Genomic DNA, 13,345 nt, shown 5'->3' on the forward strand with positions numbered 1-13,345 from the left:
TATTTTCTTAAATCTAGTTATGCTCCTAAGCTGGCCGCTCACCGGTTGTAATACCCAATCGGAAACAATTCTTAACTGGAAAAAACCTATCCTTTTAGAGAATACAAACGGTGAGCCGGTTTTAGGATTAGCCGGACCAATTGCAGGAATACACGAAGATCTCCTGCTTCTGGGAGGGGGCGCCAATTTCCCTAATGGATTTCCCTGGGAAGGTGGAAAAAAAATAGTTCAAAAGGAATTGCACTTATATAAGCTGGATGAAAAACACGGCATACATTACCTGAGCAGTCAGTCATTTCCAGAAGCAACTGCTTACGGTATTTCCTGTTCTACACCATCAGGCCTGGTGATAGCAGGAGGAGAGCAGTCAGTTGGAATCACGGCGGCATCCTGGTTATTGACGAAGCAGGGTGATACTATCCGTTCTTCCAAATTACCGTATTTACCCATTCCACTAAGCAATGCTGCCGGTTGTTCAATTGAAGAGGTTCTTTATGTTGGTGGTGGAGAAACTTTAACTGGTATGAGTGACCGATTATTCAAACTTGATTTGCAAAAACAGGAATTTGGATGGCAGGAATTAGCGCCACTTCCATACCCGGTTTCACATGCAGTTTTGCAACCAGGACTTTCCAAAAACGGAAATGATTTGTTATTAATAGGAGGAAGGAGAAAAACAGCCAATAACAGTAGTGATTTTTATTCAACCTGTTATACTTACAACCTGGAGACCCATCAATGGACGCAGGCTCCCAGTTTACCCTATCCGGTTTCCGCAGCACTTGGAACTTCTCTGGCTGAATATGGTATTTTATTGATGGGAGGTGACGATGGCAGTACCTTCAGCAAGGTTGAAACCTTGCTGGGTGAAATCGCCATAGAAAAAGAAAGCTGCAGAATCCAGGAATTGATTGCTCAAAAAAATGAACTGCAAAAAAATCATCCGGGATTTAGAAAAGAGCTGCTCGTACTTAAACCAGGAAAAGATAAATGGCAGGTGCTCGATACACTTCCTTTTGAAGCTCCTGTTACCAGTACTTTATTAAAATGGAAGGATTACCTGATCGTTCCCTCAGGAGAAATTAAAGCAGGTGTTCGATCGCCTTTAATTCAGATTGGTCAACTAAATACCAAATACTAAGATGTCAACAAAAAGATACCCCTGGATAGTGGTCGGACTATTATGGCTGGTGGCTCTGTTGAATTATATGGATCGACAGATGCTGGCAACCATGCGTCCTTCCATGCAGGTGGATATTAAAGACCTGAATACGGCGGAGAACTTTGGTATTCTTATGGCAATTTTTCTATGGATTTATGGATTGATGAGTCCGGTTGCGGGTATCATTGCCGATCGATTTAACCGCAAAAGCCTGATAGTTGGTAGCCTGTTTGTTTGGAGTGGGGTTACCTTTGCCATGGGATACGCTACCAGCTTTGATCAGCTTTACTGGCTTCGTGCAATCATGGGCGTTAGTGAAGCACTTTATATTCCTGCAGCACTATCACTTATTGCAGATTATCATACAGGGAAAACAAGATCACTGGCTATTGGAATTCATATGACAGGCTTGTATATGGGACAGGCTTTAGGCGGATTTGGAGCTACCATTGCTTCAAATTTATCCTGGCAGTTTACGTTTCAGTCATTTGGATTTATCGGGATGGTGTATTCTATAATCTTGATACTTTTTCTGCGAGAGATCAACAGTAAAAACAGTGATTCCAATCGTTTACAATCGGCCGTATCTCCGATAAAAGGCCTTCGATTTTTATTTGGAAATCCGGCATTTTGGTTATTGCTCCTGTATTTTACGCTACCAAGTTTACCAGGCTGGGCTGTAAAAAACTGGCTGCCAACCCTTTTTTCTGAAACACTTGGAATTGATATGGCCAGTGCCGGCCCCATGGCTACCATTACCACCTCAGGCTCCTCCTTATTAGGGGTTTTGATCGGCGGGTATTTATCCGATCGATGGGTACAGAAAAATTTTCGAGGCAGAGTATATACGGGTGCTATTGGTTTGGCGCTCACCATACCGGCGTTGATCCTGCTTGGTTTTGGTTCAGAATTATGGCATATTCTGACGGCTGCTTTTTGTTTCGGATTTGGATTTGGCCTTTTTGACACGAATAACATGCCCATCCTATGCCAGTTAGTACCTTCCCGATACAGGGCAACGGGTTATGGTTTAATGAATCTGACCGGTATATTTTCCGGTGCAATGGTAACTGACTGGCTTGGAAAATCAAGTGATGCCGGTAACCTGGGACAGAGTTTCGCATTGCTTGCGATAATCGTTCTGGTAGTACTGACTGTGCAGCTCTATTTCCTTCGCCCAAAAACAATTGATTATGTCGAAGCCTGATTTGAATTATTATTTTAATTTTTATACGGATCAATTATTGACAGATACGATTCCGTTCTGGTTTCCGAGATCCTATGATAAAGAAAATGGAGGATTTCTTTTGATGCGGGATGCAGATGGCAGCTTACTGGATGATGATAAAGCGGTCTGGATTCAGGGAAGAGCAACCTGGTTATTGGCTACTCTTTATAATACGGTAGAAGCAAAAACAGAGTGGCTGGAGGGTGCAAAACTTGGATATGATTTTTTGGTAAACCATTGTTTTGATACCGATGATCGTATGTTCTTCCACGTTACACGTGAAGGAAAACCCATTCGAAAGAGACGGTATTTTTTTTCTGAAACATTTGCAGTTATTGCTATGGCAGCTTATGCCAAAGCAAGTGGTGATCAGGAAGCAGCAGATCGGGCAAGATGGCTTTTTGGAAAATGTATTGAATACACCACTGTGCCGGGCTTATTGGAACCGAAGTACACGGCTACTCGTCCGGCTATCGGAATTGGCGTTCCAATGATCATGATCAATACTGCCCAGCAATTAAGGGAAAACATTGGTGATGACCGCTGTGATGCATGGATCAGCACCTGGATCGGACAGATTGCCAAAAATTTCGTCAAACATGATATTCGTTGTGTGATGGAACAGGTGGCTCCGGATGGATCCATCATCAATCACCTGGATGGAAGAACGCTGAACCCGGGACATGCCATTGAAGGAGCCTGGTTTATATTACATGAGGCCATATATCGTAACCATGATCCGGTATTAATTGAACTTGGATGCCAGATGTTGGATTATATGTGGGAGAGGGGATGGGACCAGGAATATGGCGGCATACTTTATTTCCTTGATGTCTACAACAAACCCGTGCAGGAATACTGGCAGGACATGAAATTCTGGTGGCCGCAAAATGAAACCATCATTGCAACCCTGCTGGCTTATCTGGTAACCGGCAAAGAAAAATATGCACAATGGCATGAACTTATTCATGACTATGCTTATTCGCATTTTCATGATAAAGTAAATGGAGAGTGGTTTGGGTACCTGCATCGGGATGGGATAGTAGCCCAGCCTGCGAAGGGCAATCTATTTAAGGGACCCTTTCATTTACCCAGGCAGGAGTGGTATTGCAGAGAAATCCTGAAATCCTACCTTGCATCAAAATCGGATGAATGAAGGGAAAATTTGTTGCAGTTGGGATCTTGTTTGCCTTTTTATGGTCATCGGCTGCTACCGCAACCAAACTTGCCCTGGACAGTGCACAGCCCTTAACCATAGCGGTAACACGATTTTTATTTGCCGGATTTCTAATGCTGCTTATTTCACATGCAATACTGAAAAAGAGAAGACCCCAATCAGGTGAATGGAAACAACTGGCGGTTTATGGGTTACTGAATGTGAGCATCTACCTGGGAATTTATGTAGTTGCCATGCAATATCTGGGAGCAGGACTAGGGAGTCTGGCGATTGCAGTAAATCCCTTATTTATCAGTTTGCTGGCTGCCATTTTTTTTCGGTACAGAATTACCGGTACAGCGATCTTCTGTTTGCTGATTTGTTCTGTCGGGGTTTTGGTGGCTGCCTGGCCAATGTTGGAAAACAGTTATGCTACACCAGTAGGAATGGTACTGCTCTTTACAAGTATGTTGACTTATTCAATTGCAGCAATATATTATACCAGACAACAATGGAATGGACTGGATATTTTAACTATAAACGGATGGCATACCCTGATTGGTGGTTTATTTCTGCTGCCAATTGCACATATGGGATTTGATGCTTCGAAAAATAATTTTGATGGCAATTTCTGGCTGGCCACAGGCTGGCTGGCGATACCAGTTTCTATTGGAGCCGTGCAGGCCTGGTTGTATCTGCTGAAAATAAATACGGTGGCAGCGTCATATTGGTTATACCTCTGTCCAGTTTTTGGGTTTTTGCTGGCTTTTCTGGTTTTAAACGAACCAATTACCTGGTTCACAGTTGCGGGGATGTTACTGGTAATTGGTGGATTATATATTTCACAAAGAAAAATAAATTGATATGAATAAATTACTAGGATTTACAGGCATTTTATTATTGGTGACGGGCTGCGTTTTTGCCCAATCTGCAATACCTGTTTTTGTTTCTGGAGAAGACGGACATAAAAGTTATCGAATTCCGGCCATCGTATCCTTACCAAATGGAAAACTATTGGCATTCTGTGAAGGAAGGGTACATTCTGCCGGTGATTTTGGAGACATCAATATTGTTTTAAAAACAAGTTCCGATGGAGGAAAAAGCTGGTCAGCTTTGCAAACTGTTGTGGACTATGACAAAATGCAGGCAGGAAACCCTGCACCCGTTGTTGATCTCCTTGATCCCGTTTATCCGAGCGGTCGAATTTTCCTGTTTTACAATACCGGAAACAACCACGAAGGAGAAGTAAGGAAAGGGAATGGGCTGCGGGAAGTTTGGTATATCAGTTCCACGGATGGAGGAAATTCCTGGTCCGATCCGGTAAATATCACCCTGCAGACACACCGGCCAAATCAACCTGCCTTGAATGCTGCCTATTCCTTTTCAGAAGATTGGAGAAGTTATGCGAATACACCCGGACACGCTATGCAATTACAAACCGGAACCTATAAAGGGCGGATTTTTGTTGCAGCCAATCATTCTGCCGGAGATCCCAAAAAACAGTTTGAAGATTATCAGGCACACGGATTTTATTCGGATGATCATGGTAAAAGTTTTAAACTGAGTGAAACCATTTCTACACCGGGGGGAAATGAAGCAATAGCTGCAGAATTATCCGGCGGCAGGCTAATGTTGAACGCAAGAAATCAGAAAGGAGATATCCGATCAAGAATTGTTGCCATCAGTTCAGATGGGGGAGCCAGTTGGGACAGTACCTATTTTGACCCTCAATTACCTGACCCGGTATGCCAGGGGACCTTATTAACCATCGGCAAAAAGAGAAAGAAAAACATACTTGCTTTTTGCAATGCAGCGGATACCAAACGAAGAGATAATCTTACATTGCGAATCAGTTACGATGATGGTTTTTCCTGGAGTAAAGCGATTCTGGTTGATAAAGGGGAAGATCCCAAACAATCGGATCCTACTGCCTATTCAGATATAGTGAAACTAAATAAAAAAACAATTGGGGTTTTGTACGAAATGAACGGGTATACTAGTATCGCATTTAAAGCGATCCGCTGGAAATAATGCGGTGCTTATTTTCAACCTTCTTTAAATATTGAATCAGTCCGTTGAAATAAGTTGCCTGATCATCATAAAAATTCATATGGCTTCCATTGGGACAATGCAGGTACGTTCCTGATTGCACCTGGGAAGCCATCCATTCATTTAATGGAAGGCGGCAGACATGTTTGGTAAAGAAATTCAACATCAGCAACTCCATATAACGAGGATTTGCATAATCACCCCTTGCTTCAATTTGCCTGATACTGTCCAGTACAACCGGATCCATTTGTTTGGCAAGCACTTCTTGCGCATAGCGACCATAATCCGGGCAACTGCTCATCATATTTGAAACGATTAAACCCTTCATATTATGCTGAAATTTCAATGAAATTATCCTTATTTAGATCGAGTGCCTGGCGTACCTGTTCTACTTCCTCCACATAGCGGTTAAGGTCCCAAAAGCTGGTATCATTGGGGTTATCCGAGTTACCACAACCTAATTGATCATAATAAATGAATTCAATAGATTCAGCTGGTAGAAAGCTTTCAAAGCACTCAAAATATTCATGTGTTGCACCCGGACCTCCATTCAGCAACAGCAGTTTGATTTTCGAATTATTGCCAACCCTTTTGGTCCAGATATTGAAATTTCCTTTGGGAGTTTTGATTGGAATAATTTTAATACCGCCAGTTCGAATACCAGAATCCTGTTGTGTAACAGGATAAAAAAATTAAGCAGATTGTAGTTCCAAAAAAGCAGCACCGATAGAATCAATAAGATCTGTTGCCAGTACAGATTCCATTCCCCATTGGCGACTTGCTATTTCTCCTGCAGTACCATGCAGGTAAACACCCAGAAGGACAGCCTGTTCCGGCGAATAACCACGCGCCAATAAGCCTGTAAGAATGCCAGTTAGTACATCACCACTTCCCCCTTTTGCCATAGCTGCATTGCCGGTTGTGTTGAACCATGCTCGTCCACCAGGCATGGCAATAAAACTATGGTGTCCCTTTAATACAATGATGACCTGGTATTGTATCGCCAGGCGGGATGCCGCATTCATTCGTTCGAAATCATTTGATGCGCCCGGAGCCAGGCGGTCAAACTCTTTGGGATGGGGGGTAAGAATTGAAAAGGCTGGGATCTCTTCCAGCAAACCGGGAATAACCGATAGTATATTTAAGGCATCTGCATCTAATACCATTGGCTTTCGGAACTTTTGAATGAGATAGTGTAACCAGTTTTTTGCCCTTGTATCCTGACCCAAACCCGGACCGATACCAATTGTTTTGAACCGCTCGGTATCAGCGAGTACTTCTCCTGGTTCCTGATCCTGGTAATGGGCACTCATAGTTTCCGGTATTGCAATTGGAAGAGCTATTGATTCTTCGTGCGGAACCAGGGTAGTAAGCAAACCTGCTCCGCTGCGTAAGCATGCTTTTGCAGCTAAAACAGCAGCCCCCATTTTTCCATAGCTTCCGGCTAACAATAATGCATGACCGAAGTTACCCTTGTGAGCGTGAGCCGGTCTAGGTTGAAGGATTGCATGCACCAGTTCTTTATCGGATAATTCATATGGTGGTGTAATGGATTTCAAAAACCGTGGATCCAAACCGATATCCAGAATAATCGGAACTCCATAGTACGGCGAATTTTCAGCCATCAATAAGGCTGTTTTATAACATTGAAAACTTAGTGTGAGACCTGCTTTGATACAGGGATTAGGTATAGTAGTCTGATCGGTAAAAAGTCCGCTTGGCAGATCAATACTGATCACTGCATTGGGAAAGCGATTGATATACATTATCAGTTCCGCTACCCTGCCACTGGCTGGACGATTAAGACCGGTACCGAGAAGTGCATCAATTATCAGTACTTCCTCTGGAATATCCGGGAAGGGAGAGGATTCCTGTATAAAATGTATGGTTACCGGCAGGGTGTGAAGTCGATGAAGATTCTGCTGAAAATCAGGACTACCCAAATGACCGGTTTCGAGGATAAATACGTCAACAGGGCGATTGAATTTTTGAAGAAGTCTGGCTATAGCAAGACCATCGCCACCATTATTACCTTTCCCACAAAAAATATAGAACTGCTCTTGTGCTATCAGATTATTGATTTCCAGCCATTTTACGCATGCAGCTGCAGCTCTTTCCATTAAATCAATGGAAGGAATGGGAAGATTATCAATGGTATATCGATCCCATGCACGAATCTGTTCGGCAGATAAAACAACCATACCGAAATGTACAAAAAATAAGTGAGCGACTTATTCGGATCCTCCACCCACAGATACCGATCCATCGGCATCCGGATCCTGGAAAAGATTATTACTCTGTTGGTAATCACCAAAAAGATCACAGAGTTGTTTGGCTTTATAAATTCCGCGATTGTACCGATTGCCTAACATAATAATAGTGGCTTTTTCTTCCGGCAAACGGATGAAAACTGTATTATTCCCATGCCACCAGCCATTATGATATACTATTTTTTTACCGTTTTTCAATTCTGTCAATCGCCAACCCAATCCATAGTTGCGCATACCTGATTTTTCATAGCTATATCCCTGAAACGCTGCTTCGAGTGTTTCAGGTTTGAAAAGTGAATCACTGTAAAGTGCCTGATCCCATTTCAGCATATCGCGAACCGTGCTGTAAACATTTTTATCTCCATATACCAGATCCATGAATTCCATTCCATACCGGCGGTTATTGGCTTCAAAGGAAGGCATGGAGCCATTTGCGTCTTCCGGACGAAAGACGTAGGTATCATTCATCTGGAGGGGAATGAAGAAATTTTCATCCATGAATTCTGGGAAAGACTGACCGGAAATTTTTTCAATAATCAGCGCCAATAAGGCATAGTTGGTATTGCAATAACTAAAGCGACGGCCTGCTGTAAACTGAATTGGCGGACGCATTTTATAAAGGGAGGCCAATACATCCAGATTGGAGGCGAGTTTTTTCTTATTCCAACCGTAAACATCCAGGTAATTGGTATAGTTTGGTAAACCACTGCGGTGGTTCAGCAACATTTTTACGGTAATATTCTTATATGGGAATTTTTCAAAATACCTGGAGAGCTCATCATCCAATGAAAGTTTTCCTTCTTCCCAAAGTTTCAGAACAGCCATCCCGGTAAATGTTTTCGATACGGATGCCAGATGAAAGGCATCATGTTCCTGAAGGGCCTGGTCTTTCAGAACAGGATCGCGGTAACCAACATATTCCTCCGTGATGATCTGGCCGTCTTTCGCAATCAGGTAGGATCCATTAAACCCTCTGTTTCCAAAATTTCTTTGCATAAAAGCCTGAATAGCAGACTCATATCTATTTACTATGGCCTTATCTGCAAAGGTAAAAGAAGCCGTAACTACAGGGGGCTTTATATTGGAACCCGGCGTTTCTGCGGGTTCAGCATTTCGGCAGCCGGAAAGGCTAACCAGAACTATTAACAGTTGTACGAATCTGTTTTTCAAATGCTACTAATTTTCGATAAAGGATATGGATTGTTCAAATATAACGTAAAAATGGTGTCAAATTGTATGCCGTAAAATTTTAATGGGTCGATTTTTTGGTTGAAAACAAAGATATTTGCGCCTGCAAGCAACAACCAAACAATGGAACCAAAAACAAGTTACCCAAAAGACAAAATCAACATTCTCTTTCTGGAGAACATCAGCGACAAAGCAGTGCAACATTTCAAGCAGATGGGCTATGCATCGGTTCGCAAACTTTCCGGAGCTGTTTCTGAAGAAGATTTGATCAAAGAAATCAAGGATGTTCATTTACTTGGCATACGATCTAAAACAATGGTAACAGAAAAAGTAATAGCCGCTGCTACCAAATTACAGGCCATTGGAGCTTTCTGTATCGGAACCAACCAGATTGACCTGAAAGCAGCTACCAAAGCGGGTATAGCAGTGTACAATGCCCCCTATTCCAATACCAGATCAGTAGCCGAATTGGTTATTGGATTATCTGTTATGCTAATTCGTCGGATACCCGACAAAAATAAAGCTGCACATGACGGAATCTGGATGAAAGATGCAAAAGGAAGTTTCGAATTGAGAGGAAAAACATTGGGAATAATTGGGTATGGAAATATCGGCACACAGGTGAGTATATTAGCAGAAGCGATGGGAATGAAAGTACTCTACTATGATACACTTACGAAGTTACCCTTAGGAAATGCAGTTCCAGGAAAAAGTCTGAAAGATGTGGTATCACAGGCAGATATTATAACCCTGCATGTTCCGGATACGCAGTCCACAAAAAACATGATCAACAAAACCACGCTCAAACATTTCAAAAAAGGCAGTATTCTGCTGAATTATGCCAGAGGGGAGGTGGTTGATCTGGATGCACTACGTAAATGCCTCGTTGAGGGACAACTTAGCGGTGCGGCTATTGACGTATTTCCCTGGGAGCCGGAAAAAAACGGTGAACGATTCCAGACCCCATTACAGGATTTGCCCAATGTAATATTAACCCCGCATATCGGAGGATCAACTGAGGAAGCTCAACAGAATATTGGTGAAGATGTTAGTATGAAACTCTACCAATATCTTGAAATGGGCACAAGTTATGGTTCTTTGACTGTTCCACCACTCAGTTTACCACCACAGGAGGGAACACATCGGATACTGCATATACACCGAAATGTACCCGGCGTATTGTCCGCAATCAACACGGAATTATCAAAGCATAAAATAAATATCCTGGCACAATACCTAAAAACCAATGAGGAGATTGGCTATGTGGTGCTGGATGTAGATAAAAAACTTTCGGCCCAGGCACAAAAATTACTCAGGGATATTAAGGAAACCATCAAGGTTCGTTTGTTGTACTGATTAATACTATTTCTGCTGGCATTATTGCTGCATGTTACAACCTTACAATGCAGCAGTGGTTCTTACGAAACAATGTTTGCCGGTTTAAAAAACCCTGCTTTGTTTCGTTTTTTTAACAGCTAATGTTTCAATAATAATTGAAAGTTTAATAACTTTGTAAAAACTACACACGATGAAAGTTGTAATAGCCGGAGGAGGTTTTGGTGGATTACGATTGGCGCGTAAACTCAACAATAAAAAAGGTATAGAAGTATTATTGGTTGATCGCTTCAATTACCATCAGTTTCAGCCTTTGTTTTACCAGGTGGCAACTGCAGGATTGGATGCGAGTAATATTTCATTTCCCTTGAGGAAGGTTTTTCAGAAAAGTACGAATGTCCGGTTACGTATGGCAGATATTCGAAAAGTTGATGTGGCTCGTAAAGTTTTAGTTACAGATATTGGAGAAATAGGGTACGATAAGCTGGTAATTGCAACGGGAGCAGGTACAAATTTCTTTGGAAATAAGGAGCTGGAATCAAATGCATTTTCAATGAAATCAACGGTAGAAGCTTTACAGATCCGACATCGTTTAATGGAGAATTTGGAGCAGGCAACTGTGGAAAAAGACCCGCTTGAAATTGAACGATTGATGAATATTGTGGTGGTGGGTGGTGGACCAACCGGTGTGGAGCTATCCGGTGCTATTGCAGAAATGAGAAATTATGTATTGCCCAAGGACTATCCAGAACTGGACTTCTCCAAAATGAATATTTATCTGTTGGAAGGGTTTGGGAAGATACTGGGGGCAATGAGTGAAAAAAGTTCTGCCCAGGCGCTCACTTACCTGAAACGTTTGGGTGTTACTGTACTGACCGATACACAAGTAGCCGGGTACGACGGCAAAATTCTGACAAATAAAGATGGCTCAAAAATACAAGCAGCTACCGTTCTATGGGCAGCAGGTATTAAGGGGCAAATTCCGGAAGGAATTACAGATGTGCAACCAGTTCGGGGAAACCGGCTGCCGGTAAATAAATTTAATGAACTCGAGCCTTATAAAGATATCTATGCAATTGGAGATGTGGCGTCAATGGTTACTGAATCTTATCCGAACGGGCATCCGCAGGTAGCTCCGGTTGCTATGCAACAGGCAGATACACTGGCTAAAAATCTATTGGCAGGTGCATCTGGCAGACAGCTTACAGCCTTCAGTTACAAGGATAAGGGATCTATGGCAACCGTTGGAAGAAATCTGGCAGTGGTTGATATACCTAAGCCCAACGTACATTTCGGAGGATTTTTAGCCTGGATGGTTTGGATGGCACTTCACCTTATGTTAATCTTAGGAGTAAAAAACCGGTTGTTTGTATTTCTGAACTGGGTATATAACTATGTCACTTATGACCAGTCACTTCGCCTGATATTCCGCGAATTTCACCGGTCGGGTACTACTGGTCGGGTACCACCCGCCGGATAAAAAATGAATTAAGCGCTTAAAAACACTTATTTTTCAACTTTGATGTTGAATGCAAATTGTTTTTATTACTTTTATGGAATGAAGGAGAGAACAGAGGAGATAGAGAAATTTTTACATGCATTCCATGCCAAACAGAAGAATTTTGGGCTGATTGAGTTGCATAATGCCGCCAATAATCTACAAACAAAAATCAGTTTGGAGCTTCAACCGGATGAACTTTCGGCAATTTTGAATTCTCTCAACTGTTCCAATTACCTCACCGGCCCAATTAAAGAACCACAACATTTTATTACGCCATCCTGGGTTTTCCGAAAAAGAATCAAGCAGCTGGAAGTCCATATAAAAATTACACTGGGTATTCCCAAGGCTCCGGTGGTTTGTATATTTTTTAAAATTGCAGAGGCTGCAATTCTACATCCAATAAATGCATGTTATGAAGAAAAGTCCGTTTACGGGTGGTGATGCACTATTGCAACAGGAGGTACGTACCATTGAATTCAGAAAAGAAGCTTTTCAGATTCAATACCAGTATTATGTATGCAGAGATACCGGCAAATCATTTACTGACAAAGAACTGGAGCAAGCGAATACCAATCAGGTTTATAATAAATACCGGGAGAAATACGGCATCCCATTTCCTGATGAGATTAAAGCAATTCGTGAACAATACGGGTTAGCAGCCAGTAAAATGGCGGATATCCTTGGGTTGGGAATCAATGTCTACAGAAATTATGAATCCGGAGAAGTACCCAGTGTATCAAATGGACGACTTATACAAATGGTGAAGGACCCGCATGAATTCTTTAAGCTGGTCGATGTCAGTAAGAATGAGTTCACACCAGAAGAGCTGGAAAAAATTAACCGGAAAGTTTTGCAGGCGATGAATGACTGGAATGATCATCAGGATTTATACGAGGAAATCATGCTGGGACAGAAACGACCCGGAATAACCAATGGATATAAAGTACCCAATCTGGATATAATCAGTCATATGGTTCTGTATTTTTCGGAACAATGTACTCCTTTCAAAACCAAATTGAATAAACTACTATTTTATGCTGATTTTTTACATTTCAGAAAAACTGGATTTTCAATCAGTGGCTTAACATACCAGGCCATTCAGAGAGGACCCGTACCCAGGAATTATGACTGGGTATTGGATATGGCAATGCAACGCAAACTGGTTCATATTCAATTTCATGATTATGGCGAGTATGTTGGTGAACAGTACCTGAAATCAGATTCAGCAGCATTTGATCCATCCATTTTTTCAGAAAATGAGCTAAACACATTGCAATCCATTGCCCAGGTATTTCGTACAAGTACGGTAAAGGAAATGGTAGCCAAAAGTCATGAAGAGGAGGCCTGGAGAAGCAATTTCGAATCGATGAATGAAATCAGTTATGAGTATGCATTTCTGCTGAAACACCCAGGATAACAAAATTTAGGGTAAAAACTCTATTTAACATAATATAAA

General features: G+C 42.0%; 13 protein-coding genes. 9 read left to right on the forward strand and 4 right to left on the reverse strand.

Annotated features, from left to right (window positions below; all coding sequences use genetic code 11):
* The first annotated feature begins 19 nt into the window (after positions 1-19).
* The 5 genes from B2746_RS03485 to B2746_RS03505 are packed head-to-tail and all read left to right on the forward strand — an operon-like array spanning position 20 to position 5,577.
* The gene (locus B2746_RS03485) at positions 20-1,141 is read left to right on the forward strand and encodes a kelch repeat-containing protein (protein ID WP_290791020.1); all 1,122 of its coding nucleotides are present in this window, start codon (positions 20-22) and stop codon (positions 1,139-1,141) included.
* 1 nt (position 1,142) lies between these two features.
* Complete coding sequence (locus B2746_RS03490) at positions 1,143-2,369, forward strand: MFS transporter (protein WP_290791021.1); 1,227 nt, start codon at positions 1,143-1,145, stop codon at positions 2,367-2,369.
* Positions 2,356-3,546 carry an AGE family epimerase/isomerase gene (locus B2746_RS03495; RefSeq protein ID WP_290791023.1) on the forward strand — a complete coding sequence of 397 codons (1,191 nt, stop codon included), beginning with the start codon at positions 2,356-2,358 and terminating at the stop codon, positions 3,544-3,546. Before B2746_RS03490 ends, B2746_RS03495 begins: the two co-directional genes overlap by 14 nt.
* Positions 3,543-4,409: a DMT family transporter gene (locus tag B2746_RS03500; protein WP_290791025.1), complete on the forward strand. Its 867-nt coding sequence runs from the start codon at positions 3,543-3,545 to the stop codon at positions 4,407-4,409. The genes B2746_RS03495 and B2746_RS03500 overlap by 4 nt, the downstream gene beginning before the upstream one ends.
* 1 nt (position 4,410) lies before the next feature.
* Entirely contained in the window at positions 4,411-5,577 is a 1,167-nt protein-coding gene (locus tag B2746_RS03505; RefSeq protein ID WP_290791026.1) for a sialidase family protein, read from the forward strand.
* On the opposite strand, the gene B2746_RS03510 is transcribed toward B2746_RS03505, so the two are convergent.
* From B2746_RS03510 to B2746_RS03525, 4 genes are all read right to left on the reverse strand, one after another.
* Complete coding sequence (locus tag B2746_RS03510; RefSeq protein ID WP_290791027.1) at positions 5,555-5,923, reverse strand: hypothetical protein; 369 nt, start codon at positions 5,921-5,923, stop codon at positions 5,555-5,557. The genes B2746_RS03505 and B2746_RS03510 overlap by 23 nt on opposite strands.
* Position 5,924: 1 nt before the next feature.
* Positions 5,925-6,152 carry an alpha/beta fold hydrolase gene (locus tag B2746_RS03515; protein WP_290791028.1) on the reverse strand — a complete coding sequence of 76 codons (228 nt, stop codon included), beginning with the start codon at positions 6,150-6,152 and terminating at the stop codon, positions 5,925-5,927.
* Between the two features lie 135 nt (positions 6,153-6,287).
* Entirely contained in the window at positions 6,288-7,796 is a 1,509-nt protein-coding gene (locus B2746_RS03520; protein WP_290791029.1) for an NAD(P)H-hydrate dehydratase, read from the reverse strand.
* 30 nt (positions 7,797-7,826) lie between these two features.
* Entirely contained in the window at positions 7,827-9,035 is a 1,209-nt protein-coding gene (locus tag B2746_RS03525) for a serine hydrolase domain-containing protein (RefSeq protein ID WP_290791030.1), read from the reverse strand.
* Between the two features lie 141 nt (positions 9,036-9,176).
* On the opposite strand from B2746_RS03525, the gene serA reads away from it, so the two are divergent.
* From serA to B2746_RS03545, 4 genes are all read left to right on the forward strand, one after another.
* On the forward strand, positions 9,177-10,409 hold the full coding sequence (gene serA / locus B2746_RS03530) for a phosphoglycerate dehydrogenase (protein ID WP_290791032.1): 1,233 nt from the start codon (positions 9,177-9,179) through the stop codon (positions 10,407-10,409).
* Between the two features lie 172 nt (positions 10,410-10,581).
* A complete protein-coding gene (locus B2746_RS03535; protein WP_290791033.1) occupies positions 10,582-11,868 on the forward strand; it encodes an NAD(P)/FAD-dependent oxidoreductase in 1,287 nt (428 codons plus the stop codon).
* Between the two features lie 78 nt (positions 11,869-11,946).
* Positions 11,947-12,330, forward strand: a complete 384-nt coding sequence (locus B2746_RS03540) for a hypothetical protein (protein ID WP_290791035.1) — start codon at positions 11,947-11,949, stop codon at positions 12,328-12,330.
* Positions 12,302-13,306: a type II TA system antitoxin MqsA family protein gene (locus B2746_RS03545; protein ID WP_290791037.1), complete on the forward strand. Its 1,005-nt coding sequence runs from the start codon at positions 12,302-12,304 to the stop codon at positions 13,304-13,306. Before B2746_RS03540 ends, B2746_RS03545 begins: the two co-directional genes overlap by 29 nt.
* Positions 13,307-13,345 lie beyond the last annotated feature (39 nt).

Source organism: Flavihumibacter sp. UBA7668, from assembly GCF_002483205.1.
Classification (GTDB): domain Bacteria; phylum Bacteroidota; class Bacteroidia; order Chitinophagales; family Chitinophagaceae; genus Flavihumibacter.

Bases quoted from the DNA above. Each gene is read 5' to 3' on its own strand.
- B2746_RS03485 (WP_290791020.1), top strand. From the start codon at position 20: ATGCTCCTAAGCTGGCCGCTCACCGGTTGTAATACCCAATCGGAAACA.
- B2746_RS03545 (WP_290791037.1), top strand. From the start codon at position 12,302: ATGAAGAAAAGTCCGTTTACGGGTGGTGATGCACTATTGCAACAGGAG.
- B2746_RS03505 (WP_290791026.1), top strand. From the start codon at position 4,411: ATGAATAAATTACTAGGATTTACAGGCATTTTATTATTGGTGACGGGC.
- B2746_RS03535 (WP_290791033.1), top strand. From the start codon at position 10,582: ATGAAAGTTGTAATAGCCGGAGGAGGTTTTGGTGGATTACGATTGGCG.
- B2746_RS03495 (WP_290791023.1), top strand. From the start codon at position 2,356: ATGTCGAAGCCTGATTTGAATTATTATTTTAATTTTTATACGGATCAA.
- B2746_RS03540 (WP_290791035.1), top strand. From the start codon at position 11,947: ATGAAGGAGAGAACAGAGGAGATAGAGAAATTTTTACATGCATTCCAT.
- B2746_RS03510 (WP_290791027.1), bottom strand. From the start codon at position 5,923: ATGAAGGGTTTAATCGTTTCAAATATGATGAGCAGTTGCCCGGATTAT.
- serA (WP_290791032.1), top strand. From the start codon at position 9,177: ATGGAACCAAAAACAAGTTACCCAAAAGACAAAATCAACATTCTCTTT.
- B2746_RS03500 (WP_290791025.1), top strand. From the start codon at position 3,543: ATGAAGGGAAAATTTGTTGCAGTTGGGATCTTGTTTGCCTTTTTATGG.
- B2746_RS03490 (WP_290791021.1), top strand. From the start codon at position 1,143: ATGTCAACAAAAAGATACCCCTGGATAGTGGTCGGACTATTATGGCTG.
- B2746_RS03520 (WP_290791029.1), bottom strand. From the start codon at position 7,796: ATGGTTGTTTTATCTGCCGAACAGATTCGTGCATGGGATCGATATACC.